Genomic DNA, 26,185 nt, shown 5'->3' on the forward strand with positions numbered 1-26,185 from the left:
TTTTGTATATTCCTTACTTTTTAAAAGATTTCCTCCTATATTCTGAAGGATTAATTCCTGAAAATTTCTTAAAAATGCGTGTGAAATGACTTTGATCAGAAAAACCTGTCAGATAGGCAATTTCAGTAAGGGAAATTGAGCGGTCAGACATCAGTTCAATGGCTTTTTCTATTCTTTTTTTACGGATGTACTCACCATAATTTAAGTTTTCAAAATATTTTGAGAATTCGCGTGATAAATAGCTTGAACTAATATCCAGTTCTTCGGAAAGTTGATTTAAGCTTAATGTTGTATTTGTATCGATTTGATCCTGTATCATTTCCCGCAATGATGCGGTCCATTCCGGAGATTTTTCTTTTTGCTTATCATTTAAATGTTCATGATAGATTTTAAGGAGCAAAACCTCAGTTGGCCCTTCATTGCTATGTTTCAGTCGGTAGAGGTGTTGAGCCCAGCTATAAAGGCCGTCATAAATGACCATTCCGATCTCCAAAAGCTGATTGTCGTCCTTGATATTGTAAGCTAGACCTGAAAAAACCGCCTCGAGACCTGCAGATTGTGGCATTAAATCATGTCTATCCGTGTCTGCACCACGGACAATTGCAGCAATTCGTTTTAATGCCGGATCGTTTAATTCATGTTTTTTAAGGAAATAGTCAAATGTACACTCGTCTGCATAATGAGTGTATTCTACATCAGGAATATCAAACGGAATGGCGTTCGTTTGTTTAGCAATTTCAAAGACCATATCTAGGGGGGCATATATTATTTTTGCGTCCGGATTTATAAAACGCTTTATCAGCCATGGACAAGCAATCCTATCTATCTTTGGTCTTTCACGTGTAATCCAATCCATATCTTTTTTTTCCGTCAAAATATTATTATTAAGATCAATAATTATTGTGTAAAAACAAAGGGAAGTATTTAATTTAAATCTTGAATTAGATGTTAAATACTGCTTAAAATAAAAGTATGGCGCAGTATTTTAAGAAACTCAGCAAAATTGATCTCTACACAATTAATCAAGTTAAGTTTTTCCCCATTAACGATGTTAATGATTCGGTATTCGTTATGGATAGCAAGATGCTAAATGGTTTAACTTGTATTTATCAAATAATCTGTATTAGCGATAAAATAGTGATTGCAGCAAATGATTTAAATCGCAGCCATCGTCTATCGAATACTAATTCGATTAAATCAGGCAAATCGGCCTTTTTTGCAAAAAATAAAACGAAAGGGAATCAACCGTTGTTATAAGAATACTTTTCATAAATTAGGTTAAAAACAGGTAGTAAAAAACCTTGAGATCCCCCCTCAAGGTTTTTTGTATTTATCTCACTGTTTTACTGAGCCACGCAAAAACTTTCAAACCAGCTGCTATTTATTAGAAGCCCATTAAAGTCGCGGCCGCTCCGGTTGGCACTAGTTGATCAGGTCTAGTTCTTTCAGTTTACCCAATATAAGTCGGACGACGGCAGAGGTTCTGCCAACATCACTGAGGGTTATCCATTCAAATGAATCGATTTCACTTGCTGCCTGTAGTGTGCCCGAATAATCCGCAAAATAGCAGGTCATCTTCACCGTTACATCGGCCTCTTTGCCATCGGCAGGAGCTTGGAAGGTCTCAAAATAACGGATCGAATCTTCTTGGACCTCAACGTTGAGTTCTTCCTTAATTTCTCGCTTCAGACATTCTATGTCAGATTCATTAGGTTCTCTTTTGCCTCCTGGCAAATAGAGCTTTGATTTTGATTTGGAAAGTGCCGTCAACACTTTTTTATCCGAAATGCTGATCAATGCGACCTTATCTATAACCTTATTGTCCATATTATAAATTTAGTGAATTAAAATGATGTAAGCAGTTAACAAGCTATGATCACGTCACTTTTTCCTGTTTGGGTTAAAGTTGTATTTTTTTATTCTTATTATAGCATTTTAAAGATGTACCGCTAAAGCAATGATTGTTATGAGATCCAAATGAAACCCTGAGAATAGGTACGGGCCTTACCGGCCACGATCACTCTGTCGTTTTTGTTCTCGCAATAAAGTTGCCCCTCTCTTTCTGACAGCTGACGGGAAAAAAGAGTATCCTTTCCCAATCTTGATGCCCAAAACGGAATAAGGGAACAATAGGCAGAACCAGTAACGGGATCTTCCAGTATCGTTGATTGCGGTGTAAAGTATCTGGATACAAAATCACTGTCGTTCCCTGTTGCCGTGACGACCACACCTCCGGGATCAAGATTAATCAGATCAAAAATTGATCTGTCAATGCGGATGTTTCTGATCTCTTCCTCAGATTCGTACAGTAAAACATAATCTCTTGATTTATAAATCTCTTTGGGTTGTATGTTAAGCGAATTTTTAATAACGTCGGGCAGTGTGGAAGGCTGCGGCATTCTGGATGGAAAATCCATATAATAAACTTCGTTTTTTATATCGACAGTTAATTCACCTACTTGCGTTTCAAAAACAATTTTGCTTTTTTGATAATTCAGGTGTTTAACCAAGCAATGGACGGTCGCTAAGGTTGCATGGCCACATAAGTCCATTTCAATTTCAGGTGTAAACCATCTTAAGTGGATTGTATCACCGTTGTCTATGAAAAAGGCCGTTTCCGCCACCGCATTTTCACGCGTAATTTTAAACAGTGTCTCATCGGGTAACCACTCTTTTAACGGCACCACGCAGGCTGGATTTCCCCGGAAAATTTCTTCTGTAAAGGAATCTATTTGGTATAGTTCTAACTTCATGATGGATAAATTGCTGTCGTTTGTAAAGTTAATTCAATTCATGAAGATTAGCTTCATTGTTTACAGAATTTGACAGTAAACGCCATCTTAACCGATGCTGTATACCCCCTTTGAACAGGTCTCGGACTGTCAAATCCAAAAATTATTTTGTTCTTTTTCGCTCAGATTTTTCCTAACTGTAATTAGGTAGAAATACCCCAGATGTTATTGTGAAGTAAAATGATTAATAGTAGTAAACAGTTGAACAACATTTTGAGGGAAATATTTTAAACCTTTTTCATGCTGCTATTGTGTTATAGAGAAAATGGGAGTAAAGTAAATAAATAGCTATGGGACTATCGAAATATCGTGAAAAGCGTTCTGAAGAGAAAACCCCAGAACCGTTTGGGGGACAGCCAAGTGGGACTGAACTACGCTTTGTTGTGCAGAAACATGATGCCTCTCATTTACATTACGACTTTCGTCTTGAAATGGATGGTGTTCTGAAAAGCTGGGCGGTGCCAAAAGGACCTTCTATGGATCCTAATATTAAGCGCCTCGCTATGATGGTAGAAGATCATCCCTATGATTACCGAGACTTTGAAGGCGTGATCCCCAAAGGTCAATACGGTGGCGGTACCGTGATCGTCTGGGATGAAGGAACGTATGAGCCAGCTGAAAGTGGCATTAAGGAAGTAGCTAAACAAGAAAAGGACCTGTTGCATCAGCTCTATTCCGGCAAGCTTAAATTTAAGCTCAATGGTCAAAAGCTAAAAGGAGAGTTCGCTCTTGTTAAAGCCCACGGGCGTGGAGATAACGGATGGCTACTTATGAAACTTGACGATAAATATGCCAGTGAGAAAGATATCACAACAAAAGATAAATCAGTGATCTCAGGCAAGACCATTCCGCAGATGGAAAAATCACCCGATCAGGTTTATGGTGAACATATTATCAAAAAAGACAGTACGGTAAAAGATAAGCGCACGACAAGAAAGAAAGCATCCGAGCTAATCACTGAGCAGCTTGAAGCTGTTCCTACTGCGACTTCCAAAAAGAAAACGAATATTCAGGCACTTTTAAAAAATGCGCCAAAACAAAGGTTCTATTCCCATATTGAGCCTATGCTCGCTACCTTGGTCGATAAACCCTTTGATGATGAGGGCTGGATCTATGAAGTCAAGTGGGATGGGTACCGCGCAGTAGCTTTTATGAATAAAGGCGAGGTGGAACTAAAATCCCGTAATGACAAGAGCTTCAATGAAAAATTCTATCCCATCTATGATCAATTGAAGGAGCTGAAATTAGATGCCATCTTGGATGGGGAAGTCGTCGTTTTAGGTGGAAACGGCACGGCCAACTTTGGCTCGCTCCAAAATTGGCGGAGTGAAGCGGATGGCGATTTGGTATATTACGTTTTTGATATCCTTTGGTATCAGGGGCAGGACCTGAAAGACCTGACATTGCTCGAGCGTAAGGCAATTTTAAAAGAAATCATTCCCAAAGGCAACAGCATCCTGGTCAGTGAACATTTTGAAACTTCCGGAATACATTTTCTGGAGGAAGCTAAAAAGCTTGGTTTAGAAGGGATTATGGCGAAGCGTAAAGATAGCACCTATCATATCCATTATCGTTCTAAGGACTGGCTTAAAATTAAAGCAAACAAAAGACAGGAAGTCGTCATAGGCGGGTATACACTGAATGATGATTCAAGTAAGCAGTTTAGTAGCCTTCTTGTAGGCGTCTACGAAGGAAAAAAATTGATCTACACCGGAAAAGTCGGTACTGGCTTTAATGTTAAGCTTCAAAAAGAAATGATGAAGCTATTTAAACCGCTTGTTATTAACAAAGCACCTTTTTCTGAAGAGCCCGACGTCAATAAGCCCTCGCGTTTCAGGCCAAATCCGCCACATGCTACCGTGACATGGCTTAAACCGGAACTCGTCTGTGAGGTGAACTTTGCGGAATTAACCAGCGACGGTATTATGCGGCATCCTTCGTTTGACGGAATACGGGAAGATAAAAGTGCCAAAAAAGTAATTCTTGAGGAGGAAACTCCTACAGAAAAAATGGTAGACGATATGGAAGATAAAATTGTTACACCCAGAGTAAAAGGACCGCGGAAAACACTATTAAATCCGACAGATAAAACCCAGGTCAGAAAGGTAAATGGCCATGAACTAAAGTTTACCAATTTAGATAAGGTGTTTTGGCCAAAAGAAGGAATAACCAAAAGAGACCTCATCAATTATTACTATCAGGCTGCTCCATTTATATTGCCCTATCTTAAGGATAGGCCGCAGAGTATGAACCGTTTTCCGAACGGCATTGAAGGCGAAGGTTTTTATTTTAAGAACGTGACTGATACGGCACCGGAATGGGCAGAGACCTATCTCTACCACAGTGAAACGGATGAAAAGGACCGTCATTATCTTGTGGGCAAGGACGAAGCCACATTGCTCTATATGGCAAATCTTGGCTGCATTGAAATGAACCCCTGGAGCAGTACGGTTAAAAAGCCTGAAAATCCATCGTTTTGTATAATTGACCTTGATCCGGACAAAAATTCGTTTGATCAGGTTGTTGAAGCTGCTCAGGTCACAAAGAGCATATTGGATGATATGGGGGCGACTAGCTATTGCAAAACCAGTGGCTCTACAGGGCTTCATATCTATATACCACTCGGTGGCAAATATACCTACGAACAATCTAAAGAGTTTGCCCGGGTAATTGTCACGCTAGTCCATAATGAGCTTCCTAAATTCACCAGTCTAGAGCGGTCCATAAAAGACCGCAAAGGGAAAATGTATCTTGATTTTTTGCAGAACAGGCCACATGCGACCATTGCAGCCGCATATTCTGTCCGCCCCAAGCCAGGAGCGACAGTGTCTATGCCACTTCATTGGGACGAAGTGAAAAAAGGGTTAAAAATAAGCGATTTTCATATTTTAAACGCGATTGAAAGAATGCAGAGTGAAGGGGATATTTTTAAACCTGTATTGGGAAAAGGGATTAACCTAAAAAGTATAGTGGATAAATATTATAAATAAATTTCATTTTTAAAAATCAATAACTTTAAACGAGCATTTATGAACGTAAAACGCATTTTCGGAACAATACTGACTATTCTTGGTATTGTCGGTTTAATTTATACAGGCTATGAACTCATCAATAAAAGCACCGCGTACACCAATTTAGGGGTAGTGGGCGTATTGGCTTTGATTTTCTTTTTTGCCGGTATCGGTTTGGTGAAAAATACCAAAGACGAGTCTTAGTATTAGCCACTAGTTAAAGACCAGCAGGGATTATAGTATATGGTGATCTCGATACATTTTTGCATCGCTGACCGTTTTATAAGGTAATCACTATCTTTCCGACGGTACGGCCGGTTTCGATTTGTAGATGAGCTTTTGCCATCTCGTCGAAACCGAAAACATGCGAAATGTGTGGTTTTAAAATACCATTTTCCAATAAGGATGCTATTTTCTGCATATCGCGACCACTTGAATAAACCGACATGAAATAACAGGCATGTAACTGTTTTTTTTGAGCCTGAAGCTCATCCGCTTTAGTATGACCAGAAGGTAAGGTAACTATTGTTCCAAATGGTTTTAGTACCTGTACTGACTTCTGAAAATTAATACCTCCAATGGCTTCTAGCACAAAATCAACCTCATAAAGTACATCCTCGAAATGTGTCTTTTGGTAATCGATATGTTCGTCTGCCCCCATGCCGAGTATAAAATCCCTATTGGAAATGGATGATGTAGCAATAACATAGGCTCCGATATGTTTTGCAATCTGGACTGCAAAATGTCCTACGCCTCCCGAAGCACCGTGGATGAGAACTTTATCAGTAGGTCTCAATTTCCCGTAACTATCAAATGCCTGCCAAGCCGTTAACGCCGATAAGGTGCTGGCAGCAGCTTCGATGTGGCTGATGTTATTGGGTTTCAAAGCAAGATGTTCTGCCGGAGCAGCGACATATTCAGCATACGCTTTACCGTGGCCAACAAAGTTGACCATGCCAAAAACTTCGTCACCAATGTTGAATTGGTTAACTCCAGGTCCGATTGCGGTTACTTCACCGGAAACATCCCATCCCAAAATTAAGGGTTGATGATGAGCTAAGTCTTCAGCCAACGGCGCCTGTCTGCTACGGACTTTAGCATCTACAGGATTTACACTGATGGCCTTTACCTTGATCAGTACTTCATCTGATTTTACATCAGGTCTTTGAATAGTTCTGTAGACTAAGCTATCCGTGTCTCCGAATTTTTCCAATACGATTGCTTTCATTTCAATTCTATTTATTGAGCAAAGATATACCGATAAGAGGTGCTAAAACAGGTACATTTAAAGCGTTTTTGGGTATCTTTACCTCATGGCGAAAGAAAATATTTACCAATCATTAGAGGTCTTCTATGAAAAGGTTGACCAATGCCCATTGCGTGAGAGGGAATTTAATTTTTTTGAATTCGTGTATGTCATTTCGGGAACTGGAAGCCACGTTGTCAATGGAAATAAGTTTGCATACCATCAAGGAGATATGTTTCTGATTACACCAAATGACCGCCACGAGTTTGATTTGAAAGGCACCTGTGAGTTTATGGTCGTGCGTTTTGGGGAGAACTATATCAAAGAATACGATTGGAAAAGTATAGACCACATCGCCTGTATTTTATATTATGCATCGCATTTATCGGGCTCCGTCATTATCCACCCCGCAGATAAGCAGATGGTTGCCTTACTGATGCAGAATTTACGGCAAGCGACAGCATATCCATCTATTTACAATGAAGACCTTATCCGTCATTTGGTCAATGCTGTCATTGTCATCGCAGGAAGGAACATTGCCGGAATGAAACCTCCTAGCATATCTTCTAGGTCGGATGGGCGAATATTGCAGATACTGGACTATATACAGGAAAACATCCGGCGGCCGGATTTACTTCAGATTTCAGCCATCGCAAATCAGTTCGGCCTGTCGCCAACCTACCTCGGCAGTTATTTCCGAAAGCAGTGCAACGAGACTATGCAACACTATATATCGTCCTATCGAATTCGCCTCATAGAGCATAGGCTACGGTTCAGCGATAAAAGGGTGCACGAGCTGGTTTATGAATTTGGATTTACAGACGAAAGCCATATCAATAAGTTCTTCAAAAGACATAAGGGCATGAGTTTAAAAGAATTTCGTGCCGGCGCGCTCTTGGATAACAGAAGAGAGGCTTAAGTCAGATGCTCGGCTTTTTTATAAAAGATCAAACGAATACTGCATTCCGGTTGTTCCTAATACGAAAAATGAGACGATTACTTTTGCTGGCTTGATTTACACTTTGTCAAGCCAGCATTTTTGAAACCGACTATCCCATTATTGGGATCATAACTATATATCAGGGCTGGACTATTCCGGCCTTTTTTAGTATATGGTATACAATGTTGAACCTTAGGTGTTTATTGTATATGTCGGGTTGCCTTTTGCAGATGTTGACTTTAGCTACTTCATCTTGCTGTACGACTAATGTTTTTTCCTAGATCATCCCAATGCTGTTTCACAGCCCGTTTTTCTTTATTTTGGTTAGGATAATCCTCATTATGGCAACGTAAGTAAATCCATTTTAGAAGCAACTTTGCATTCATATTAATATTAGTTAAAAATGGAAAATAGGCAAAAGGAAAAAGTTTGGTTCATCACAGGATCTTCAAGAGGATTTGGAAAAATATGGACAGCAGCCGCTTTGAAACGTGGCGACAAGGTGGCAGCTACAGCACGTAATATAAATAGTATTGCCGCGTTAAAAGAAACGTATGGCGATCAGGTTTTGGTTCTTGAAGTGGATGTAACCAATCGCTCCCAAGTGCAAAATGCGATCCACCAAGCCAAGCAGTATTTTGGCAGATTGGATATTGTGCTCAATAACGCAGGATATTCTCTGGTGGGATCCATTGAAGAGAGTAGCACTGATGAGGTAAAAGTCATGTATGAAACAAATATTATAGGACCTATCCATGTGATTCAGGCGGCATTGCCTATATTGCGAGCCCAAGGGCATGGCCATATTTTGGGCACATCCAGCGCTGTCGGCATTTATAGTAATCCCCTAATCGGGTATTATTGTTCTTCGAAATTTGCGTTTGAAGCTATTTACGATAGTTTGTCTAAAGAAGTTGCGGCATTTGGCATCAAAGTAACGCTAATTGAACCTGGGGCTTACAATACCGAATTTGGTAGCACCGAATCACTGAAAATAGCCAGCAAAAAGCTGCCGTATTATGACGATTTGAAAAGCCAGGTGATGAAAAATTTACAAACGATGGAACGGGGAAATCCTAATGCAACTCCTGATGCGCTATTTGCTGTTGTGGATGCCGAAAATCCACCGTTGCGACTCCTTTTGGGTAAAAATGATCTGAAACATATCCGACAAACTTATTCAGAGCGTATCCAGGAATGGGAAACTTGGAAACCGATTTCTCAAGCAGCCCAAGGCTAGTGATCTATGTCGTCGTTAACAATCTTCCGATCTATTCGCTTTTCTTTTTTGTGAGGAAAAGCGAATATTGTTTAACTTGTAACCTAGAATTTTTATAATATGGTTTCCAAAAAATCGAATCATTCCGTAAAAAGATTTAATACGCTGGCCGATGTCATGCAGGCATCAGGTTTTCCGCCGCCGCAGCATCCCTTAATTGTTTTGTTAAATGGGGTAGACAAGCCACTTGAAGGTCATGCTCCTCCTAAATCACATGTGTTGAACTATTATAAAATAGCCTTTAAACCAGATGCCGGAGGGGAACTAATCTATGGCCATACCAAATTTGATTTTAAAGAGGGCGGTTTGTTTTTTGTTGCTCCCCAGCAGATTCTCTCTGCTATAGAAACGGATAGGCAGAAGGAAACTGGAGAACAAAGCATACTTCGCCCACAGATCACGCTGCTTATAGATCCTGATTTTTTATTGCACTATCCGTTAGCCCAAAAGATCCATCAGTATCACTTTTTCTCCTACGCTACCAATGAAGCATTGCACCTTTCGAACAAAGAAAGAGAAACCATTCTATCACTTTTCAGAAATATAGAAGAAGAGCTTGAGAACCGTATAGACGAGATGAGCCACAATGTGATCATCGCCCAGATTGAACTGTTGCTAAACTATGCCCAACGATTTTATAACAGGCAGTTTCTGACCCGAAAACAAAACTATCCAAGTATTGCCGAGCGTATTGATCAATTGCTAGAGGATTATTTCAATAGCGATAAGGTCCTGAGTGGAGGAGTTCCTACTGTGAATTATTTGGCTGATCAGCTGCATATGTCAGCGAGTTATTTAAGCGATCTGTTGCGAAACCTTACCGGTCAAAACACCCAGCAAATCATTCATGATAAAATGATTTATCGGGCAAAGAATAAGTTATCTACAACAGCTCTCCGCGTTTCTGAAATTGCATTTGAATTAGGTTTTGAACAACCGCAATCCTTTAGCAGATTGTTTAAATTAAAAACCAAACAAAGTCCACAACAATATAGAGCTCAATTCAATTAATTTTTGCGAATATTTAAACTCTCTGCACTATTTTTTCCGGTGCGGATTTGTATCAGCATTTTTGAAAAAACACTTCATTTAGTTAATTATACAATGGAAGTTTTAACACTTGTAATCAGCAACAAATGGTACTGACAATCTAATGGAAGATAAATATAATCTGTTAAAAGAACATATAGAGAAAGTCGTTGTACTTACTGAATATGAATTTGCCTTGGTAAAAGCATGTTTTATTCAACGGCAGTATAGAAAGTCGGAATGTATTTTTAGGGAGGGAGATACCGTAAACTATATTTACTTTGTATTGTCTGGCCTTCTTAAATTTTATTATACAGACGGTGACGCTAAGCAACATATTGTTTCGTTTGCAATGGAAGACTGGTGGGAAACCGATGTTTCGGCCTTTTATACAGGCGGAAATGCTTCATTTACTTTGGAATGTCTTGAGAACACAGAATTACTTTGTCTATCGCTGGAAAATTTTGAAAGGTTGTGCAATAGGCTTCAAAAGATGGAACGCTTTTTCCTTCGTAAATCAATTGCCGGCCATATCGGTTCACAGCAACGGATCTTATCATTTTTAACCTCGGGAGCAAAGGAAAGATATGAGCAGCTGATCAAAAGAAATCCCGCTTTACTGCAACGGATTCCAAAATTGTTGCTTGCTTCTTACCTAGGCGTATCCAGAGAGACATTAAGCCGTCTGTTTTCTTGATTTTATTTAATTGTGAGGTTTGTCACACAGGTGAATGTAAAAATATTTTGAGCTTATGCTCCATAATAATTTTACAGAAATGGAAAAGAAAATAATCAATCCTTGGAACTGGCAGGAAGCCAGAAATTATGTGCAGGCTGTTGAAATTAAACATGCTAATTCAACCTTATATGTGTCGGGACAATGTGCTATTAGTGATGATGGCGTATCGAGCACTGCTGATATGAGAACGCAGATTTTTCATACTATTGAAAATCTTGAAAAAGTTATTCAATCAAGTGGATATGAAGCTCGACATCTCGTTCGCCTCAATATCTACACGACCGATTCTACAGCGCTATTTGAAAACTTTGATGTAATTCAGGATTGGATTACTAAAAATAAAGTGAAGCAAACAAGTACAGTTTTGGAAGTCAAGACATTGTTTGAAACTTTGAAGGTAGAACTGGAAGCAACACTGGTTAAATAACGTCAGGATTAAAAAAATGGCGATAGCTCGCTATTTGCCATTTTTTTATTGTTGAAGAATCCCTTTACATTGAGCCGACCACTATAGATAACGTAGGGTGGCAAGATCCTAGAGGAGGAAAGGTGATGTAACAGAGATTCTGTTACAACTTACCTGAATTGGGCTACTCAGATCCTTATAAATCTTCTGAACTTTGTTTAATAATTTAAAACAGCAAAAGATATGCAAACGATATTAGGGGCTAACGGTCAGATTGGCGAAGAGCTCGCAAGAGAACTCAACAGAAATTTTACTTCATCTATACGGATTGTCAGCAGGAATGCGAAAAAAGTAAACGACACAGACGAGGTTTTTTCTGCGGATCTGTCGATCCGTGAGAAAGCAATCGAGGCAGTAAAAGGAAGTGAAATAGCTTATTTTACATTAGGCCTTCCGATCAGTTCAGATCGCTGGGAAAAACAGTTCCCGCTTATCCTTCGCAATGTGATTGATGCCTGTAAGATTAACCATACAAAACTGGTATTCTTTGACAATACGTATATGTATCCCCAGGATGACCGGGTATTGACAGAAGAAACTGTTTTTGGACCTGTGGGAAGGAAAGGAACAGTCCGAAGAAAAATGGCCGAAATGCTGTTGAAGGAAATGGAGTCAGGGGTACTTGAGGCTGTGATCTGTCGTGCACCTGAATTTTACGGCCCCGGCAAAACACAGAGTATTACCAATACCTTGATTTTTAACAATATCAAGGAACATAAAAAGTTGAAAGTACCTTTGAGTGTAAATAAGAAAAGAAGCCTGATCTGGACTCCGGATGCGAGCCGAGCCACTGCTTTGATTGGCAATACTCCTGACGCATTCGGTCAGACATGGCATCTTCCGGTAGATGGAAACCATCCTACCTACAAAGAGTTTATTCGAATGGCCTCAGAGATTTATAACAGAGACCTCCACTATGCTGTCATTCCTAAATTGATGTTTAAAATAGGTTCATTTTTCAACAAAAGTGTAAAGGAGTTACTGGAGCTTCTCCCCAGGTATGAGTACGACAATATATTTGATGACTCAAAATTCAGAAAGAGATTTCCAGATTTTCAGGTCACCTCATATACGCAGGGAATCAAAATCATTAAGGATGAACAGCTTTCAGGGGACAAAATAAATAAGTAAATTAGTCATGTACAAATCTGAAAATAAGCAAATGAAAACTCCAGAGAAAGTATCCTCTATAAGTACGCTTCACCAGTTTTTGGGATTAAAAAGACGTGCAAATCCATTGATCAGTGTATTTAATTTTGATGATATTAAACTGGAATCGGAGACTATTCTTGGAACCATTACTACTGATTTTTATGTTATTGCTTTAAAAAAAGACTGTGCCGGTGGAAAATGCAGGTATGGCCAGCAATATTATGATTTTAATGAGGGCATTATGTACTTTATTGCCCCAAATCAGGTTCTTCAGTTTGATGATATACTTCTTAATGGAGTGAGGGGCTTTGTTCTGGTGGTACATCCGGATTTTCTGCATGGGTATGGATTGGCATCCGGAATTAAAGAATATGGTTATTTTTCCTATACCGCGAATGAAGCATTGCACCTTTCTGAAAAGGAAGAGAAGACAATTTTTGATATAATCAATAACCTAGGGAGTGAAATTGAAGGAAACATGGACACGTTCTCACAGGACCTGCTGGTTTCCAATCTTGATCTGCTGTTAAAATATTGTGACCGGTATTATAACCGCCAGTTTTTGACCAGAAAGAAAGTTAATAGTGATCTTCTTTCAAAGCTGGAGCTATTATTGGATGATTATTTCAAAAATGATAAATTAACCCTTAACGGTATACCTTCGGTTCATTTCATAGCCGATCAGCTGCACCTGAGTGCGAATTATCTGAGTGATATGTTGAGAGTGCAGACAGGGCAAACCACACAACAGCATATCCAAAACCGATTGATCGAAAAAGCAAAAGAATTACTTTCTACGACCTCAATGTCGGTCTCTGAAATTGCGTATCAGCTTGGTTTTGAGCATCCGCAGTCCTTTCATCGCCTTTTTAAAAGCCGAACATCGTTTTCTCCATTGGAATTCAGATCATCATTAAATTAAGAAAAAAATATGGGTATAATGAAAATCTTAATTATAGTAACCAATATCGGTATGTATGCAAATGGTCATCTGAAAACCGGTTTGTGGCTTAGTGAGCTCACGCACATCTACCATACGGCTAAAGAGAAGGGTTATGATATTACCATTGGAAGTCCTCAAGGTGGTAACGTTCCGGTAGATCCCGAGAGTCTAAAACACTTTACACTGGATAAAATTTCTGAACACTATTGGAATGAAGATGATTTTCGTTTATCTCTTGCAAATAGCGAAAAACTAGCAGAGCTGGCACAACAAGAATATGATCTGATCTATTTAGCTGGGGGACATGGTACAATGTACGATTTTCCAGATGACACTACGATACAATCAATGGTTAGGAATCAGTATGAAAAAGGAAGGAAAGTCGCGGCGATCTGTCATGGAGTGGGGGGATTATTAAATGTTAAGCTTAGCAACGGTGGGTACCTGATTAAAGGAAAATCAATGACCGGATTTGACTGGTTTGAGGAATCGATTGCCAGACGAAGACGGGAGGTACCCTTCAATCTTGAAGCGGCCATCAAAGAGCGGGATGCAGATCTCAAAAAAGCTTTTATTCCAATGACATCTCATGTTGTTGTAGATGGTAATCTGATTACAGGTCAAAATCCATTCAGTTCGAAGGAAATGGCCAAGGTGGTAATTAACGAGCTTGAAAAATAAAGAACGCTTCCTTTTAATTTTTTTAAAACGCATACGTTTTTCGCCCCTGAAGTCACAAAAGTTATCGGTCGTATCAATATCCATCTTGGCATCGCGTATTTAGTGATTGGATCCAGGCTATTTATTTTATTACTTGTTGCAATTGATTTTTCTGTCCTGCTTGTCATCGTCCAGATGAGGGTAATGGCAGTGAGATAATGAAAGAAGAATAAGTCCTACTACTACCAATTTTTTGTTTCATGCTTCCAAAATCCGCAATTCGTTAAAAAACTCATACAGGATAATTCTAATAGCGACAAAAGGAAACAGTCAGCAAGACTTTCCCTCAAAAAATAGCAAACGCTCTGCGGCGAGGATTGTTCTTTCTTTGCAGGCATAGGCTTTAGGTGCTTCGGAAAATCATATAAATTTAACTCATTGTTCCATGGATCAGCTTCGCTTATTTCAACATGAAGGATATATTTTTCCGGAAGATCTCCTGGACTTTGAACCGGACTTTCTTACGCAGGAAGAAGCTGATCAGTTGTTTGATTTTCTGCTCAAGGAAGTACCTTGGCAGCAGACATCCAAGAAAATGTACGACCGAACGGTATCGACTCCTCGCTTGACAGCCTGGTATGGCGACGAAAATGCGACTTATCAAATGGCGGGCAAAACGATCGCTGTGAACGAATGGCTTAAACCTCTAAAAACATTGAAGGAGCGGATTGAACAGCGGTTTTATTGTACATTCAATTCCGTTTTGCTCAATCTATATCGCGATAACAACGATTCAGTCGCCTGGCACCGCGATCGCGAGAGCGAATTGGGCAATAGACCCGTGATCGGGTCGGTGAGTCTGGGACAAGCACGCTATTTTGATTTCAGGAAAGTGGACGATCATAATAAGAAGTATTCATTGCTACTGAACCATGGTGCTTTGCTGTTGATGAAAGGCAATTTGCAGGAGACATGGGAACATCGAATCGCAAAATCTACGCAAAAGATGAGCGCAAGGATCAACTTGACATTTCGTCTGATCAACGAACAAAAGGATGAATAAATAGGCTTCCATTTAAAACTGGGCTTTTCTCTGCCTGACTTTTTTTGATGAAAATGAAAAATATAAGAATATTACAGATAGCCAACGAATTTATTGCAAAAGGAGATTATGAAAGCTTCTTAGCTTATTGTACTGCAGACACGAAATGGGTCTTTGTAGGGGACCGTACCCTCCAAGGAAAAGAAGAAGTCCGAGCTTATATGAAAGAGTTCTATCAGGAACCACCAGTTTTTAATGTCGAAAAATCTATTGAGGAAGGCGATTCTGTTATGGTGACCGGAGAAATCCGGTTGAGAAATAAGGCCGGAAAATATGAGCATTTCGATTATTGCGACATTTGGCGATTTGAAGATGGAAAAATGGCAGAGCTTAAAGCATTTGTCATTGAAAAACACGGATCGCCGCTACCGTCATCCGAATAGGCTTGGTATTTGATCTATTTCATGTGTGGTAATACAATAATCCGTAATTTTGATTGAATGTGTGGGGCTTTTCACCGGATGTGCCGTAGTGAATTTTGCGGGGAAGGCTATTGCGCACGAACTCACTAAAAGCAATGGAAAATGAATTAAAATATCAGGCAGTAAAACCTGACAGGCCGTTAGCGGATTTTGTTGACAGCTTTTGGCTTTTACAAAACCAATCGGATTGCGATAAAGAGGTTGTTGTACTGCCAGACGGAAGAGTTGATCTATTTTTTACGCAATCTGCAACAGATCCTTTCCACATGACGCTTTTGGGCATCCAAACTCAGCCGGGGCGGGCGACCATTGCGCCTTTGCGACAGACTTACGCCATCAGTTTTAACCCGCTTGCAATCCAATCTGTTTTTCAGACCAGCATCGCCAACTTGGTGGACAGGGCAAGCCTCTTGCCTCCTAATTTTTGGAACTTTAGTGCCGACGACCTGAATGACTTTGATTTATTCTGTGCGAAAGCGACAAAAAAAATACAGTCACTTTTGCCACGTGAAGTTGACAACAGGAAACGAACACTGTTCGACCTCATTTATACATCAAACGGGGCGATTACAATCAAAGAACTTGCAGCACAATCGTTTTGGAGTCGGCAGCAGATCAACCGTTATTTTGATCAGCAGTTCGGACTTACAGCAAAAGCATATTGCAATATTATCCGCTTCCGTGCTTCCTTTCAGCACATCAAAGAAGGCAAATTGTTTCCACAACAAAACTTTGCCGATCAATCCCATTTTATTAAAGAAGTCAAGAAACTTGCAGGTGTTTCACCAAAAGAACTGTTGAAGAACCAAAATGAGCGTTTTATACAATTTTCAACGCTCAGATCCACCTAATTTTGTTCAGTCAAAAAAATTAAATTGTACTGGATATGAAATTACAAGACAAAAAAGTGGCAGTCGTTGGCGGTGGTCCAGGCGGACTCACATTAGCCAAACTCTTACAATTAAAGGGAGCAAATGTAACCGTATATGAACGTGATAGCAATAAAGAAGTTCGCCAGCAGGGAGCCACACTGGACCTGCACGAAGAAAGTGGTTTGGAAGCTCTTCGCAGGGCAAATTTGATGAAAGAATTTAAAGCTAGCTTTCGACCCGAGGCGGGACGTTTAAGGGTGTTGGACAAGCAGGCCATCATCAAAATGGATGAGCACGAGCTTCCACATAAGGATCAGGAAGATCGTCCTGAAATTGATCGTGCCCCTTTGCGTGATATTTTAATAAACGCATTGCATGAGGGTACCATTGTCTGGGACAGTCAGTTTGTTTCAATGGAAGAACAGGATCATGGCTGGCTTCTGCATTTCAAAAACGGAAAATCTTTTTACGCTGACCTTGTCGTCGCAGCGGATGGTGCAAATTCAAAAATCCGCCCTTATCTCACCGATATTAAGCCAATTTATTCTGGCGTCACGATTGTTGAGGGAAATGTCTACGAGGCTGAAAAAAACGCACCGAAACTTTGGGAAATCGCAAAAGGCGGAAAAGTCTTTGCGCTTGGAAACGGACAATCCATTATCTTAAGTGCAAAAGGAGAGGGCAGTTTATCGTTTTATACCGGTTGTAAAGTTCCTGAAAATTGGGTGCAGGAAAGCGGCATTGACTTTAACAACAAGCAACAGGTATTTGATTGGTTTAAAGTCGCGTTCTCCTCCTGGAGTGAACGATGGCATGAACTTTTTGCAAGTGATGAAATTTGGTTTATGCCACGACCGCAATATCACTTTCCATTGGACCAGACTTGGCCCACATTACCCAACTTGACCATGCTTGGCGATGCGGCTCATCGTATACCGCCCTATGCCGGTGAGGGTGTAAACCAGGCGATGCAGGACGCTTTTGAGCTGGCCGAAAATTTGACCAGCGATCATTTTCCGGATATTCAGACGGCAATTTCACAGTATGAAAAACAAATGCAGGCAAGGGCGGCAGTAATAACCAAAGATACGTTGGAAAACACAGAAATATTACACGCGGAAGGTGGCCTTGATAATTTGCTAGCAATGTTTAAAGAGCGGAGGTAAACCACGCTCTGCCATTTCGTGGGCAAAAACCACGATTAATCCAATACCTACTCTTTTCCGTTCTATTTTATACGATCGGTTCTGCTGTACTTTGCTTTGAACAAAATATAAAATCCTATGCCAAGTGCACCAAAGTGGTTATTTGATACCTTAGAATTCTTAACGCCCAAGCTGCCTTCGACGGAAGTTGTCGAAACAGCCTCTTTGTCAAAATCTGTGAAGAAGATTTGTTTTAAAGGGGATTTAAAAAATGTACAATTTACGGTCGGTTCGTTCATAGACTTCAGGATTAACGATACAGAGGCTCGAAGATATACCGTTTCGCATGCAGATACTGAAAAGGGCTTGTTTGATTTCGTCGTTTATTTGAATGGTAAAGGTTGTGGAAGTCGTCTTATGGCGGATTTGAAAGTGGGCGATCAAATTGTGATGTATAAGCCAAGAGCGTTAAGTAGGTACTATAATAAAACCACGCAAAGGTTTGTCATTTTTGGCGATGAAACTTCGTTAGCACTTGCTTGTTCGTTTCTTCCGATGTTGAAGAAGAACAAGCATCAGTTTATGTTTATTTTTGAATTAGAGGAAGAGAACAAAGATGTTCCAAAATTATTGGGTTTGGAAAACTGCCTGATATTTCCCAAAAACTTTTTGTCCAACAAGCAGGAGTGGGTAGGCAAACTGCCGGTGATCGATACTCCAGATTGGCAAGAAGCTAAGTTCGTGTTGACAGGTAATGCAAAATCGGCTCAACTCTTCAGAAAAATCATTAGAGAAAACACCAATGGTACCGTTTATTTACACGGCTACTGGATGGCAGGTAAAAAGGGATTATAAATAGCTTGGACTTATCATAGGTAATAATGAGCGAATCGTGTTTACATCCGGGCTATATTGTGCTTTATGCGGCTTTAATGCTTTGCCGATGAGGTTAAACTTTAGGGATTTATTTGTATTTTTAGTTCTGTAGACGGCATAAGCGCCTGGCAGCGGATTTGTAAACTGTAGTATCAAGTGCGACGCTGAAAAAAGAACCATCTAATACCTGAACGAAACAAGAAGGCACAAAATATGAAGTATTTCTTTTATTTATTTTTCTTAATATCGATCAATGCCAAAGCACAGGATATTGAGGTCTTATTAATAGGAGTTTCCCATGATTACAGTAAATATCCTGTCCAGGATTTTTCTAGCATCCATCATAAAATTAGAAAATTTGAACCTGACGCCTTTTTTGGTGAGTTTTTGAGTAAAGAGGACGAGCGGTTGCTGATGGATTATTGGTGCAAACAGCCAAATATCGATCGGCTAAAAAAACTAAGAAGCAATCGAACTATAAAAGAGGTATTATTGCAGCATACCATTGACAGCTTGAAGAGACGATCTACGCTGCAACCCCATGATTATCATGTAAAAGCTGATTTAGCGCATGCCTATTATCTTGATCAAGATGTGGCAAATGGGCATTACCAATTTTGGCAGGTGTATAATTTTCTGTGTCATCATCCTAATAGCGAACTTGAAACCTATATCGAAAAACTGCTTAGCCCTGGTGTAGATACCACAGGCCGTAGTATGAAAAGGCTAAAAACTTCTGAGTATGCTTATATCGCCTTCCCGATGATGCAGGAGTTGGGCATCGAGGAACTGATGTCTATGGATTGCCAGGACTATGATCTGAATTGGCAAGCATCTTGGGGAGCATTTGACGCAAAGTTTGCCTTGTTCAGTAAAAATATAGTTGATTCTTCAAAAAATCATTTAAAAACAGCTTTGATAGCTATTGACAAAGGCTTTGAGAAATATGCTCATATCGAAAAGTCTTCCAATATGATAACGGAATGGTTGAACACGGATGAGGCCGCCGAAATTTCCGCCTCGGGAGATTTTTACTTGCCTGTTATGTATAATATGAATGAGTTTCCCAAAGAAGATATGCTGTCAAAAATACATTGGTGGATTATGAGAAATGAGGGAATGTGCGATAACGTTGTCAACAGGGCTAAGATGGCAGGCGCCAAAAGAGTTGTAGTCCTAGCTGGGGCCAACCATAGAAAGTACATGGAGGATATTTTCAAGACGATGCCTGCTGTCAAAGTGAGAAACATCAATGAAGTTAACTAGCTTTCTCTATTCTTTTGATAATTTGGTTATTTCTGCATCAAGTGCTTCATCAACAACTTCGATATCTAATGTTGCACGACTCCATTTTTCATCATTTATCGCATTTACAATACTTTTTCCAATGTTTAAATAAATTTCATCTACCGTCATAAAAGTTGAATTTTCTGAAGAAATATAATTTGCAATTTCAATTTGAAGTCTTTTATTCGTATTGAATTTTATCCTTTTGATAATCTTATTACTTCATCATGGAGCTCCTGATCCCAGATAAACTGTATGTCAAACTCACCGTCTGACTGTAAGGAAAAAATAGCTCTATTCCACTTGTTTCTATCATCTTCCGTTGTTATTTTCTGAAGTTCAAGAATATCAAATGTTAAGCCGAAATCGAACTGATCAACGTCAAGTTGCTGTTTTTGATCATTTTTATTGACATAACTTCCCGTAAAACTGACCATTTCTCCAATAGCCTCTATGTCTAACGCTGCCGCAATCCACTCTTCGTTGATTACAGAATTAATATTGCTGGCAATAGTACTATAAATATCATCAATTGTTTTCATAATCGTTTCAAATTTATTTAACTGAGTATTTCTTTATGGCAGACAATCTTATTTAGTCGACATTATTATTCTGGCCGCTATTTCTTTAGAATTCCTTTATTTTCAACCTTCCCTGAAAAAAGGTTATGCAAGAGAGATGAGGAAGAGGCAGGTAACATACACCATTCTTCAAGTCTCGCTTTTAGACTTAGCTGTAAAAGCCTATACAAAATATTAAAATGAAATATAACTTTCAAGATTTTTATCAGATTGAAGATCCTTCCACAATATGAGGAGACCTCTGGCTATTATGAGCTGACTGACGTTTTACACATACAACTGATTACGTCCTGCTGTATGTGGAGTTGTCGAGTTCTATCAAAATATTCAGAACGGTTTGAACATAGGCAAACTTTGCCGGTTTTCAAATCAGAGAGAAAGATCTATGTTAGGTGTAGAAATAATTATATTATGGAGGCGGGCATTACGGCTATTGATTAAATCGCCTACGGTTTCCAATAAGTAATCAGCTTGAAAGACTTTCCAGTATAACTCCGATACCGAGGAGATAACCCTTTTATGTCTACGATAACCCCTTAACGTGGGTACTTTGCCTATATAATTTAGATCAAAGAAATATCGCGAATCAATTTTAATCAAGAACACGATACTGGGGATGAAAACTCTTGATTACTGAAGTCGCGGCATTACAAAGTGGTATCACAAATTAGTAAATGAAAATATATATAAAATGATATACCGAACGGTATTATATTTTTATATATTTGTGTACGATTCAGACAAGAGTGAATTGGCGGTTGAAGCATTTCAGCAACATCTTGATTGTGTTAAACCGAATCAGTGAATGCATAAATGCTGCTTCAACTTCGTATGGCTATAAAATAATGCGATAATAATTTATGAACAATCTTTTAAAATTAACGATCGAGGCACATGGAGGCCTTCAAAATTGGAATATGTTTACTAACATATCTGCACATCTAAAAGTCGATGGGCTAACTTGGATTCGGAAACAACAGTCAGGAATAATAAACGATACATATGTGTCTGTAGATACAAAAAGACAATTTGCGTCTTTTCAACCGGTCTATGCAGATTGGAAGACGTCGTTTGAACCTGATCATGTTGCTGCTTTAACACTGGATAATGAAATAATTGAAGAACTGCCCAGTCCCAGGCAGTCTTTTTTTAACCACAAGAGGGAAACGCCTTGGACGCGCCTACAGACATTTTATTTTGCAAGTTATGCGATCTGGATTTATTTCAATGCACCGTTCTGCTTTGCGGATCCGATTTTTGAAGTAACCGAAATTGATGCTTGGGAAGAAGACGGTGAAACGTTCCGTAGGTTGCGAGTTGTTTTTCCTGAAACACTTGAAAGCCATAGTCGTATTCAGACATTTTACATCGACAAGGCGGGACTTATACGCAGGCACGATTATAATGTGGAAATTTCCGAAAATGTTGCAAGTGCACATTATCTATATGATTATACAGAGGTACAAGGTATCAAGTTTCCAACCAAAAGACAGGTGTTTATCCGTAACGATGATAATACGAGTATTCAACCTGAGCCAGTTCTGGTCATCCTTAATGTCATGGATATTGTGCTGAAGTAGTTCACAAATTTGCTGAACCAAGGCTGATGGAATGGTTACATTTGCAACAGGACAACAATACAAGACAACCTTAACTATTTTAAGGATTTTTTTTAAGTTATAATATACCAATCGGTATATTATAACTTAAGGGTTTAATAATAAAAAAATGAATAGAATACTCCTGATCATTACTGTTATATCAGCGGCTATCATGGAATTGATTGATACATCCATTGTCAATGTGGCAATCAATCATATGAGCGGAAGCTTGGGTGCAACATTGGAAGATACTTCCTGGGTTGTGACTTCTTACGGCATCGCAAACGTTATCATTATTCCGATGACCGGTTTTCTTGTGAATAACCTGGGGCGTAGAAACTACTATATTGGATCTCTTATACTGTTTACATTATGTTCTTTTATGTGTGGCAACGCCTCCGGTATTTGGGAATTGGTGGCTTTTCGCTTTTTTCAGGGTATCGGCGGGGGGGCATTACTCTCTGTCTCTGCGACGGTGGTCTACGAATGCTTTCCAAAAGAAAAACAAAATATCGCGAGTGCCCTGTTCGGTATCGGTGTTTTTATCGGACCGACGATCGGGCCAACACTTGGCGGACACATAATTGATAACTTTTCCTGGGAATGGATTTTTTATATTAATATTCCTATCGGTATCATTACTGCTATTATCTGTTATCGGATACTTCCGGAATCTCCAACCAGAAAAAAGGTCAAAGAAATAGACTGGGCAGGAATCTTATTATTGATCGCAGGGATTGGTTCTTTACAGACCATTCTTGAACGTGGGGAAACAGAAGATTGGTTTGAAACCCGGTATATCACCATACTTGCAGTTATTGCATTTCTTTCACTTCTTCTTTTTGTTTACAGGGAACTTACCACAGCACATCCTGTGGTGAAATTATCTATTTTAAGATCCCCTTCATTAAGTATTTCTGCGTTGCTCACTTTTATTACCGGTATGGGGATGTTTACTTCTATTTATCTGACTCCAGTATTTGCTCAGCGGCTTTTACAGTTTACCCCATCAATGGCTGGTTTAATGCTCCTTCCGGGATCTATCATAGCCGTATTTGCGCTGATAATTACAGGGCGTGTGCTACAGAAGGGTATACCACCTGCATTAGTTGTATTCATCGGCTTCTGTTGCTTCATCTATTTCAATTGGTCGATGTCAAGGGTAACTCTAGAAGTCCCGTTCACAACAATATCAGTTAATTTAATTTTTAGGGCACTGGGGATGGCATTGCTGACAGTTCCTCTTTCTACGCTTGCTATTTCGTCATTAAGACCCGAAGATATACCACAGGGAACAGCCATAAATAATATGATGAGGCAGCTGGGCGGCTCTTTTGGTATTTCTATCATCAATACGTTTATTGTCAGAAGAATGGCTCAGCACAGGTCGGATTTAGTTTCAAACATCACCTACACAAATAATTCAGTGGTAGAAAGACTGGATAAGTATACAGCTCTTTTTCAAACCAAAGGTTTTGGGCATGATGATGCACAGCATCGGGCCATCGGTCTAATGGATATGATTGCGCAAAAACAGGTTTTCATGTTAAGTTACATCGACGCCTATCTTTTCATCGGTGCGGCATTTGCACTATCACTACCTCTGCTGTTATTTTTCTCGATGCGGAAAAGCAATAAAAAAATTGTGGTGGCAGCAGCTGATCATTAACAAAATTAATCTCAAAAAATAAGAAATATGAACACAAAAAACAACACGGTTATTATTTCTGGCGGTACCGCCGGAATAGGTTTGGAACTTGCCAAGCTATTTGCAGCATATGGAAATAAAGTGATTATAACAGGCCGTACAAAAGAACGGTTAGATAAAGCTTTACAACTTTTGCCCGGCGCCATAGGAATTCAGTGTGATATCTCAAAACCGGAAGATACCGACGCTCTGATAAGAGAAATTCAAAGCAAACACAGCGATGTTAACATATTGATCAATAATGCAGGTGCAGCACATGTTTATAATCTGTTAACAGAAAATATAAACGCAGAGGAAAAAGCGCGCGAAGAAATGCTTACCAATTACTTATCCATAATCCGACTAAATGAGAAGCTTTTGCCTTTGCTTCAAGCCAAAAAAGAATCGGCAATAGTTAACGTTTCTTCTGTTGTTGCTTATGTGCCGGGAGGCCTTGCAACATATTCAGCAAGTAAGGCTGCTCTGCATTCTTATACACAGTCGTTAAGAATAGCGCTCGATAACATCTCTTCGACAGTAAAGGTCTTTGAACTTATGCCGCCCTTAGTTGATACCGAATTTTCGGCACCCATTGGTGGACAAAATGGTATTCCCGCGTCTGAAGTAGCTACACGTTTTATTCAGGGATTCAGCGATGATGAACTTGAAATCAGGGTAGGGAAGACCGATGACATTTACCGCAGTTATCTTTCCAACCCAGCAGAAGCATTGAAAATGATGAATCCGAGCAGCAAGTAATTTAAGTGAAACTTTTTATAAAGCGAAATAAGCTGTATAACAGAAGCAAAGCTTCAAAGGAAGATTTTGCATATTTGACACCTGTGCTTGCAAAACAGGATATAGCCCTTTTATTAACGAAAGAATAAGCTGAAATCCAGAAATATACCTAACTTTAAATTAGAGCAATGCCCAAAGCCGGTTTAACATTTGGCTCAAGCGGACATCTAGCCAAAAAAGACTCCCTTATCGGTTAATAAGGGAGCTTTTTATTTGAAAAAAATCGCCTATCCATTTTCCAATTTTGATTTTTCATGGGCGAGAAGTTCATCTGCGCAGAGTTTTCCGAATTTATCGGCCGCCAGTGGGCTATCCGCAGTAATCAGTTTTCTATCAACGTGACAATCGCCGGCAATTTTTTTATTCAAGATTTCAACCCCAAGTTGTTTGAGTTTTTCGCCATAAAACCAGGGCATCTCGCCCGGCTGGTATCCACTTTCTGGCAAAGTTTTATCCATTTCATCGGGAAACGAATTGATCTTATACCCCTTAAAGGGAAACTCATCGTCTCCGCAATCTGCTGCGCTTAAGAGCGCTGCGGGGCCATGGCAGATTGCCAAGAGATATTTATCTTCAGTTACTGCCCATTTGATAAGTTCTTTTACATCATTATTTTCAGGTAGCCCGAGCATTGCGCCATGTCCACCTGGAATAAAAACGGCAACGTAGTCAACGTATCCTTTGTTCGTATCAGCTATAAAATGCCGTAGGTTGTGCGGGTTTGAAAATTGTGTATTATACTTGTCGAGGATGTTACCGATGTTTTCATCTTCGTACGGCATAGCCCACATTTCGAATTTTACAGGAGCACCGGTTGGTGTATAGAAGTCAACCTCAAATCCAGCCTGTACGAAATGAAGAATGGGAACAAGTGTTTCGACCGGATGATTGCCTGTTGAAAATTTCTTTCCATTTTTCATGATCATATACCGTTCTTCTGTGCAAAGTACGAGAATCTTTTTTCGGGTGTCCTTGTTAACATCACTGTACTTTTTTTTGCTGTAATTTGTCTTGGCCGCAACCATCGTCTTTCTTGAAAAAAAAGAAGGTTCGTAACCAATGCCGTCAAATACGGGTTCTTTGCTCAAATCGTTTGAAAATAATGACATAGTAATATTTTTTAGGGTTTGTCATTCATGCTATTCATAAGCTTCGAATGTCAATCTTTACATATTTTATAAAATCTTTAAGAGATAACAATATCAAAACCCATGCTGTTTCGCCTAAAAAATATTTGTGAAAAGTGGTACGTAAAGAAGCTGAGGGAATGATAGAAAAGTATTGGTTATTCGTCGATTTTAAACTCTAAGAATTTTGGGGATGAGATATTGGCGTCCTAAATGTATTTATTAAGATCCTTTGGGTCTTTCGATCAAAATAACTTCGTGGGAAATCAAGTAGGTTATGTCAGTGAATCGTTAAAAACAAGTTGCAGAAATTAGCATCTCCGACAGTAAAATTTCCTCTCAGGCGCAAGAGTTTTATTTTCTCGTCCGAGTAGTCAGAATTGAGGTTCCCTGTTTCTTCCGGGGAACCTCATGTGCCGCAAAGATAGCC

27 protein-coding genes are annotated in these 26,185 nt (G+C 39.5%); 20 read left to right on the plus strand and 7 right to left on the minus strand.

Features of this window, described 5'->3' with window-relative positions; all coding sequences use genetic code 11:
- Positions 1 to 13: 13 nt before the first annotated feature.
- Positions 14 to 856, minus strand: a complete 843-nt coding sequence (locus tag AAH582_RS10140; RefSeq protein ID WP_343322030.1) for a chromate resistance protein ChrB domain-containing protein — start codon at positions 854 to 856, stop codon at positions 14 to 16.
- Between the two features lie 116 nt (positions 857 to 972).
- Here AAH582_RS10140 and AAH582_RS10145 point away from each other — a divergent pair, with 116 nt between their 5' ends.
- Complete coding sequence (locus tag AAH582_RS10145) at positions 973 to 1,257, plus strand: hypothetical protein (RefSeq protein ID WP_343322031.1); 285 nt, start codon at positions 973 to 975, stop codon at positions 1,255 to 1,257.
- 165 nt (positions 1,258 to 1,422) lie between these two features.
- On the opposite strand, the gene AAH582_RS10150 is transcribed toward AAH582_RS10145, so the two are convergent.
- On the minus strand, positions 1,423 to 1,827 hold the full coding sequence (locus AAH582_RS10150; protein WP_343322032.1) for an NUDIX hydrolase: 405 nt from the start codon (positions 1,825 to 1,827) through the stop codon (positions 1,423 to 1,425).
- A 137-nt stretch (positions 1,828 to 1,964) separates the two neighbouring features.
- Positions 1,965 to 2,753, minus strand: a complete 789-nt coding sequence (locus AAH582_RS10155) for a PhzF family phenazine biosynthesis protein (RefSeq protein ID WP_343322033.1) — start codon at positions 2,751 to 2,753, stop codon at positions 1,965 to 1,967.
- Between the two features lie 329 nt (positions 2,754 to 3,082).
- Between AAH582_RS10155 and ligD the strand changes: the two genes are divergently transcribed.
- Both ligD and AAH582_RS10165 read left to right on the plus strand, forming a co-directional pair.
- On the plus strand, positions 3,083 to 5,782 hold the full coding sequence (gene ligD, locus AAH582_RS10160; RefSeq protein WP_343322034.1) for a DNA ligase D: 2,700 nt from the start codon (positions 3,083 to 3,085) through the stop codon (positions 5,780 to 5,782).
- A gap of 39 nt (positions 5,783 to 5,821) precedes the next feature.
- A complete protein-coding gene (locus AAH582_RS10165; protein WP_343322035.1) occupies positions 5,822 to 6,007 on the plus strand; it encodes a hypothetical protein in 186 nt (61 codons plus the stop codon).
- Between the two features lie 76 nt (positions 6,008 to 6,083).
- Here the strand turns inward: AAH582_RS10165 and AAH582_RS10170 are convergent, their stop codons facing one another.
- Complete coding sequence (locus AAH582_RS10170) at positions 6,084 to 7,031, minus strand: NADP-dependent oxidoreductase (RefSeq protein WP_343322036.1); 948 nt, start codon at positions 7,029 to 7,031, stop codon at positions 6,084 to 6,086.
- A gap of 85 nt (positions 7,032 to 7,116) precedes the next feature.
- On the opposite strand from AAH582_RS10170, the gene AAH582_RS10175 reads away from it, so the two are divergent.
- The 14 genes from AAH582_RS10175 (at position 7,117) to AAH582_RS10240 (ending at position 19,940) form a co-directional block, all read left to right on the plus strand.
- On the plus strand, positions 7,117 to 7,968 hold the full coding sequence (locus AAH582_RS10175; protein WP_046675985.1) for an AraC family transcriptional regulator: 852 nt from the start codon (positions 7,117 to 7,119) through the stop codon (positions 7,966 to 7,968).
- A 424-nt stretch (positions 7,969 to 8,392) separates the two neighbouring features.
- Positions 8,393 to 9,229 carry an SDR family NAD(P)-dependent oxidoreductase gene (locus tag AAH582_RS10180; protein WP_343322037.1) on the plus strand — a complete coding sequence of 279 codons (837 nt, stop codon included), beginning with the start codon at positions 8,393 to 8,395 and terminating at the stop codon, positions 9,227 to 9,229.
- Between the two features lie 99 nt (positions 9,230 to 9,328).
- Positions 9,329 to 10,279, plus strand: coding sequence for a helix-turn-helix domain-containing protein (locus AAH582_RS10185; protein WP_343322038.1), 951 nt, complete (start codon positions 9,329 to 9,331; stop codon positions 10,277 to 10,279).
- A 142-nt stretch (positions 10,280 to 10,421) separates the two neighbouring features.
- The gene (locus tag AAH582_RS10190) at positions 10,422 to 10,994 is read left to right on the plus strand and encodes a Crp/Fnr family transcriptional regulator (RefSeq protein WP_343322039.1); all 573 of its coding nucleotides are present in this window, start codon (positions 10,422 to 10,424) and stop codon (positions 10,992 to 10,994) included.
- Between the two features lie 79 nt (positions 10,995 to 11,073).
- Positions 11,074 to 11,463, plus strand: coding sequence for a RidA family protein (locus tag AAH582_RS10195; protein ID WP_046675989.1), 390 nt, complete (start codon positions 11,074 to 11,076; stop codon positions 11,461 to 11,463).
- Between the two features lie 222 nt (positions 11,464 to 11,685).
- Entirely contained in the window at positions 11,686 to 12,633 is a 948-nt protein-coding gene (locus tag AAH582_RS10200; RefSeq protein ID WP_343322040.1) for an NAD-dependent epimerase/dehydratase family protein, read from the plus strand.
- Positions 12,634 to 12,640: 7 nt separating this feature from the next.
- On the plus strand, positions 12,641 to 13,576 hold the full coding sequence (locus AAH582_RS10205) for a helix-turn-helix domain-containing protein (RefSeq protein ID WP_343322041.1): 936 nt from the start codon (positions 12,641 to 12,643) through the stop codon (positions 13,574 to 13,576).
- Between the two features lie 18 nt (positions 13,577 to 13,594).
- Positions 13,595 to 14,278 (plus strand): type 1 glutamine amidotransferase domain-containing protein, encoded by a 684-nt coding sequence (locus AAH582_RS10210; RefSeq protein WP_343322042.1) that lies wholly within the window; start codon positions 13,595 to 13,597, stop codon positions 14,276 to 14,278.
- A 424-nt stretch (positions 14,279 to 14,702) separates the two neighbouring features.
- Positions 14,703 to 15,320, plus strand: coding sequence for an alpha-ketoglutarate-dependent dioxygenase AlkB family protein (locus tag AAH582_RS10215; protein WP_046675995.1), 618 nt, complete (start codon positions 14,703 to 14,705; stop codon positions 15,318 to 15,320).
- A 53-nt stretch (positions 15,321 to 15,373) separates the two neighbouring features.
- Complete coding sequence (locus AAH582_RS10220; protein ID WP_343322043.1) at positions 15,374 to 15,742, plus strand: nuclear transport factor 2 family protein; 369 nt, start codon at positions 15,374 to 15,376, stop codon at positions 15,740 to 15,742.
- Positions 15,743 to 15,876: 134 nt separating this feature from the next.
- Positions 15,877 to 16,632 carry a helix-turn-helix domain-containing protein gene (locus AAH582_RS10225; RefSeq protein WP_343322044.1) on the plus strand — a complete coding sequence of 252 codons (756 nt, stop codon included), beginning with the start codon at positions 15,877 to 15,879 and terminating at the stop codon, positions 16,630 to 16,632.
- Positions 16,633 to 16,667: 35 nt separating this feature from the next.
- Positions 16,668 to 17,819 carry an FAD-dependent oxidoreductase gene (locus AAH582_RS10230; RefSeq protein ID WP_343322045.1) on the plus strand — a complete coding sequence of 384 codons (1,152 nt, stop codon included), beginning with the start codon at positions 16,668 to 16,670 and terminating at the stop codon, positions 17,817 to 17,819.
- 117 nt (positions 17,820 to 17,936) lie between these two features.
- The gene (locus AAH582_RS10235) at positions 17,937 to 18,653 is read left to right on the plus strand and encodes an FAD-binding oxidoreductase (RefSeq protein ID WP_343322046.1); all 717 of its coding nucleotides are present in this window, start codon (positions 17,937 to 17,939) and stop codon (positions 18,651 to 18,653) included.
- A gap of 234 nt (positions 18,654 to 18,887) precedes the next feature.
- Complete coding sequence (locus AAH582_RS10240; protein WP_343322047.1) at positions 18,888 to 19,940, plus strand: DUF5694 domain-containing protein; 1,053 nt, start codon at positions 18,888 to 18,890, stop codon at positions 19,938 to 19,940.
- A gap of 6 nt (positions 19,941 to 19,946) precedes the next feature.
- On the opposite strand, the gene AAH582_RS10245 is transcribed toward AAH582_RS10240, so the two are convergent.
- A complete protein-coding gene (locus tag AAH582_RS10245) occupies positions 19,947 to 20,090 on the minus strand; it encodes a hypothetical protein (protein ID WP_343322048.1) in 144 nt (47 codons plus the stop codon).
- A 68-nt stretch (positions 20,091 to 20,158) separates the two neighbouring features.
- Positions 20,159 to 20,503 carry an immunity protein YezG family protein gene (locus tag AAH582_RS10250; RefSeq protein ID WP_343322049.1) on the minus strand — a complete coding sequence of 115 codons (345 nt, stop codon included), beginning with the start codon at positions 20,501 to 20,503 and terminating at the stop codon, positions 20,159 to 20,161.
- A gap of 899 nt (positions 20,504 to 21,402) precedes the next feature.
- Here AAH582_RS10250 and AAH582_RS10255 point away from each other — a divergent pair.
- The 3 genes from AAH582_RS10255 to AAH582_RS10265 all read left to right on the plus strand — a co-directional run bounded on the left by AAH582_RS10255 (position 21,403) and on the right by AAH582_RS10265 (position 24,589).
- Positions 21,403 to 22,122 carry a hypothetical protein gene (locus AAH582_RS10255; protein WP_343322050.1) on the plus strand — a complete coding sequence of 240 codons (720 nt, stop codon included), beginning with the start codon at positions 21,403 to 21,405 and terminating at the stop codon, positions 22,120 to 22,122.
- Positions 22,123 to 22,270: 148 nt separating this feature from the next.
- Complete coding sequence (locus tag AAH582_RS10260) at positions 22,271 to 23,812, plus strand: DHA2 family efflux MFS transporter permease subunit (protein WP_343322051.1); 1,542 nt, start codon at positions 22,271 to 22,273, stop codon at positions 23,810 to 23,812.
- Between the two features lie 27 nt (positions 23,813 to 23,839).
- Complete coding sequence (locus AAH582_RS10265) at positions 23,840 to 24,589, plus strand: SDR family oxidoreductase (RefSeq protein WP_343322052.1); 750 nt, start codon at positions 23,840 to 23,842, stop codon at positions 24,587 to 24,589.
- A 266-nt stretch (positions 24,590 to 24,855) separates the two neighbouring features.
- Here AAH582_RS10265 and AAH582_RS10270 read toward each other — a convergent pair whose 3' ends face one another.
- Entirely contained in the window at positions 24,856 to 25,737 is an 882-nt protein-coding gene (locus tag AAH582_RS10270; RefSeq protein ID WP_343322053.1) for a DJ-1/PfpI family protein, read from the minus strand.
- Positions 25,738 to 26,185: the final 448 nt, after the last annotated feature.

Origin of the sequence: Sphingobacterium multivorum (assembly GCF_039511225.1) — a bacterium.
Taxonomy (GTDB): Bacteria; Bacteroidota; Bacteroidia; order Sphingobacteriales; family Sphingobacteriaceae; genus Sphingobacterium.

Excerpts from the sequence above, each read along its gene's own strand:
- AAH582_RS10205 (WP_343322041.1), top strand. The coding sequence starts at position 12,641 with ATGTACAAATCTGAAAATAAGCAAATGAAAACTCCAGAGAAAGTATCC.
- AAH582_RS10185 (WP_343322038.1), top strand. The coding sequence starts at position 9,329 with ATGGTTTCCAAAAAATCGAATCATTCCGTAAAAAGATTTAATACGCTG.
- AAH582_RS10200 (WP_343322040.1), top strand. The coding sequence starts at position 11,686 with ATGCAAACGATATTAGGGGCTAACGGTCAGATTGGCGAAGAGCTCGCA.
- AAH582_RS10230 (WP_343322045.1), top strand. The coding sequence starts at position 16,668 with ATGAAATTACAAGACAAAAAAGTGGCAGTCGTTGGCGGTGGTCCAGGC.
- AAH582_RS10175 (WP_046675985.1), top strand. The coding sequence starts at position 7,117 with ATGGCGAAAGAAAATATTTACCAATCATTAGAGGTCTTCTATGAAAAG.
- AAH582_RS10245 (WP_343322048.1), bottom strand. The coding sequence starts at position 20,090 with ATGACGGTAGATGAAATTTATTTAAACATTGGAAAAAGTATTGTAAAT.
- AAH582_RS10235 (WP_343322046.1), top strand. The coding sequence starts at position 17,937 with ATGCCAAGTGCACCAAAGTGGTTATTTGATACCTTAGAATTCTTAACG.
- AAH582_RS10165 (WP_343322035.1), top strand. The coding sequence starts at position 5,822 with ATGAACGTAAAACGCATTTTCGGAACAATACTGACTATTCTTGGTATT.
- AAH582_RS10270 (WP_343322053.1), bottom strand. The coding sequence starts at position 25,737 with ATGTCATTATTTTCAAACGATTTGAGCAAAGAACCCGTATTTGACGGC.
- AAH582_RS10195 (WP_046675989.1), top strand. The coding sequence starts at position 11,074 with ATGGAAAAGAAAATAATCAATCCTTGGAACTGGCAGGAAGCCAGAAAT.
- AAH582_RS10215 (WP_046675995.1), top strand. The coding sequence starts at position 14,703 with ATGGATCAGCTTCGCTTATTTCAACATGAAGGATATATTTTTCCGGAA.
- AAH582_RS10210 (WP_343322042.1), top strand. The coding sequence starts at position 13,595 with ATGAAAATCTTAATTATAGTAACCAATATCGGTATGTATGCAAATGGT.
- AAH582_RS10155 (WP_343322033.1), bottom strand. The coding sequence starts at position 2,753 with ATGAAGTTAGAACTATACCAAATAGATTCCTTTACAGAAGAAATTTTC.
- AAH582_RS10240 (WP_343322047.1), top strand. The coding sequence starts at position 18,888 with ATGAAGTATTTCTTTTATTTATTTTTCTTAATATCGATCAATGCCAAA.
- AAH582_RS10220 (WP_343322043.1), top strand. The coding sequence starts at position 15,374 with ATGAAAAATATAAGAATATTACAGATAGCCAACGAATTTATTGCAAAA.
- AAH582_RS10140 (WP_343322030.1), bottom strand. The coding sequence starts at position 856 with ATGGATTGGATTACACGTGAAAGACCAAAGATAGATAGGATTGCTTGT.
- AAH582_RS10170 (WP_343322036.1), bottom strand. The coding sequence starts at position 7,031 with ATGAAAGCAATCGTATTGGAAAAATTCGGAGACACGGATAGCTTAGTC.
- AAH582_RS10255 (WP_343322050.1), top strand. The coding sequence starts at position 21,403 with ATGAACAATCTTTTAAAATTAACGATCGAGGCACATGGAGGCCTTCAA.
- AAH582_RS10190 (WP_343322039.1), top strand. The coding sequence starts at position 10,422 with ATGGAAGATAAATATAATCTGTTAAAAGAACATATAGAGAAAGTCGTT.
- ligD (WP_343322034.1), top strand. The coding sequence starts at position 3,083 with ATGGGACTATCGAAATATCGTGAAAAGCGTTCTGAAGAGAAAACCCCA.
- AAH582_RS10265 (WP_343322052.1), top strand. The coding sequence starts at position 23,840 with ATGAACACAAAAAACAACACGGTTATTATTTCTGGCGGTACCGCCGGA.
- AAH582_RS10180 (WP_343322037.1), top strand. The coding sequence starts at position 8,393 with ATGGAAAATAGGCAAAAGGAAAAAGTTTGGTTCATCACAGGATCTTCA.
- AAH582_RS10150 (WP_343322032.1), bottom strand. The coding sequence starts at position 1,827 with ATGGACAATAAGGTTATAGATAAGGTCGCATTGATCAGCATTTCGGAT.
- AAH582_RS10145 (WP_343322031.1), top strand. The coding sequence starts at position 973 with ATGGCGCAGTATTTTAAGAAACTCAGCAAAATTGATCTCTACACAATT.
- AAH582_RS10260 (WP_343322051.1), top strand. The coding sequence starts at position 22,271 with ATGAATAGAATACTCCTGATCATTACTGTTATATCAGCGGCTATCATG.
- AAH582_RS10225 (WP_343322044.1), top strand. The coding sequence starts at position 15,877 with ATGGAAAATGAATTAAAATATCAGGCAGTAAAACCTGACAGGCCGTTA.
- AAH582_RS10250 (WP_343322049.1), bottom strand. The coding sequence starts at position 20,503 with ATGAAAACAATTGATGATATTTATAGTACTATTGCCAGCAATATTAAT.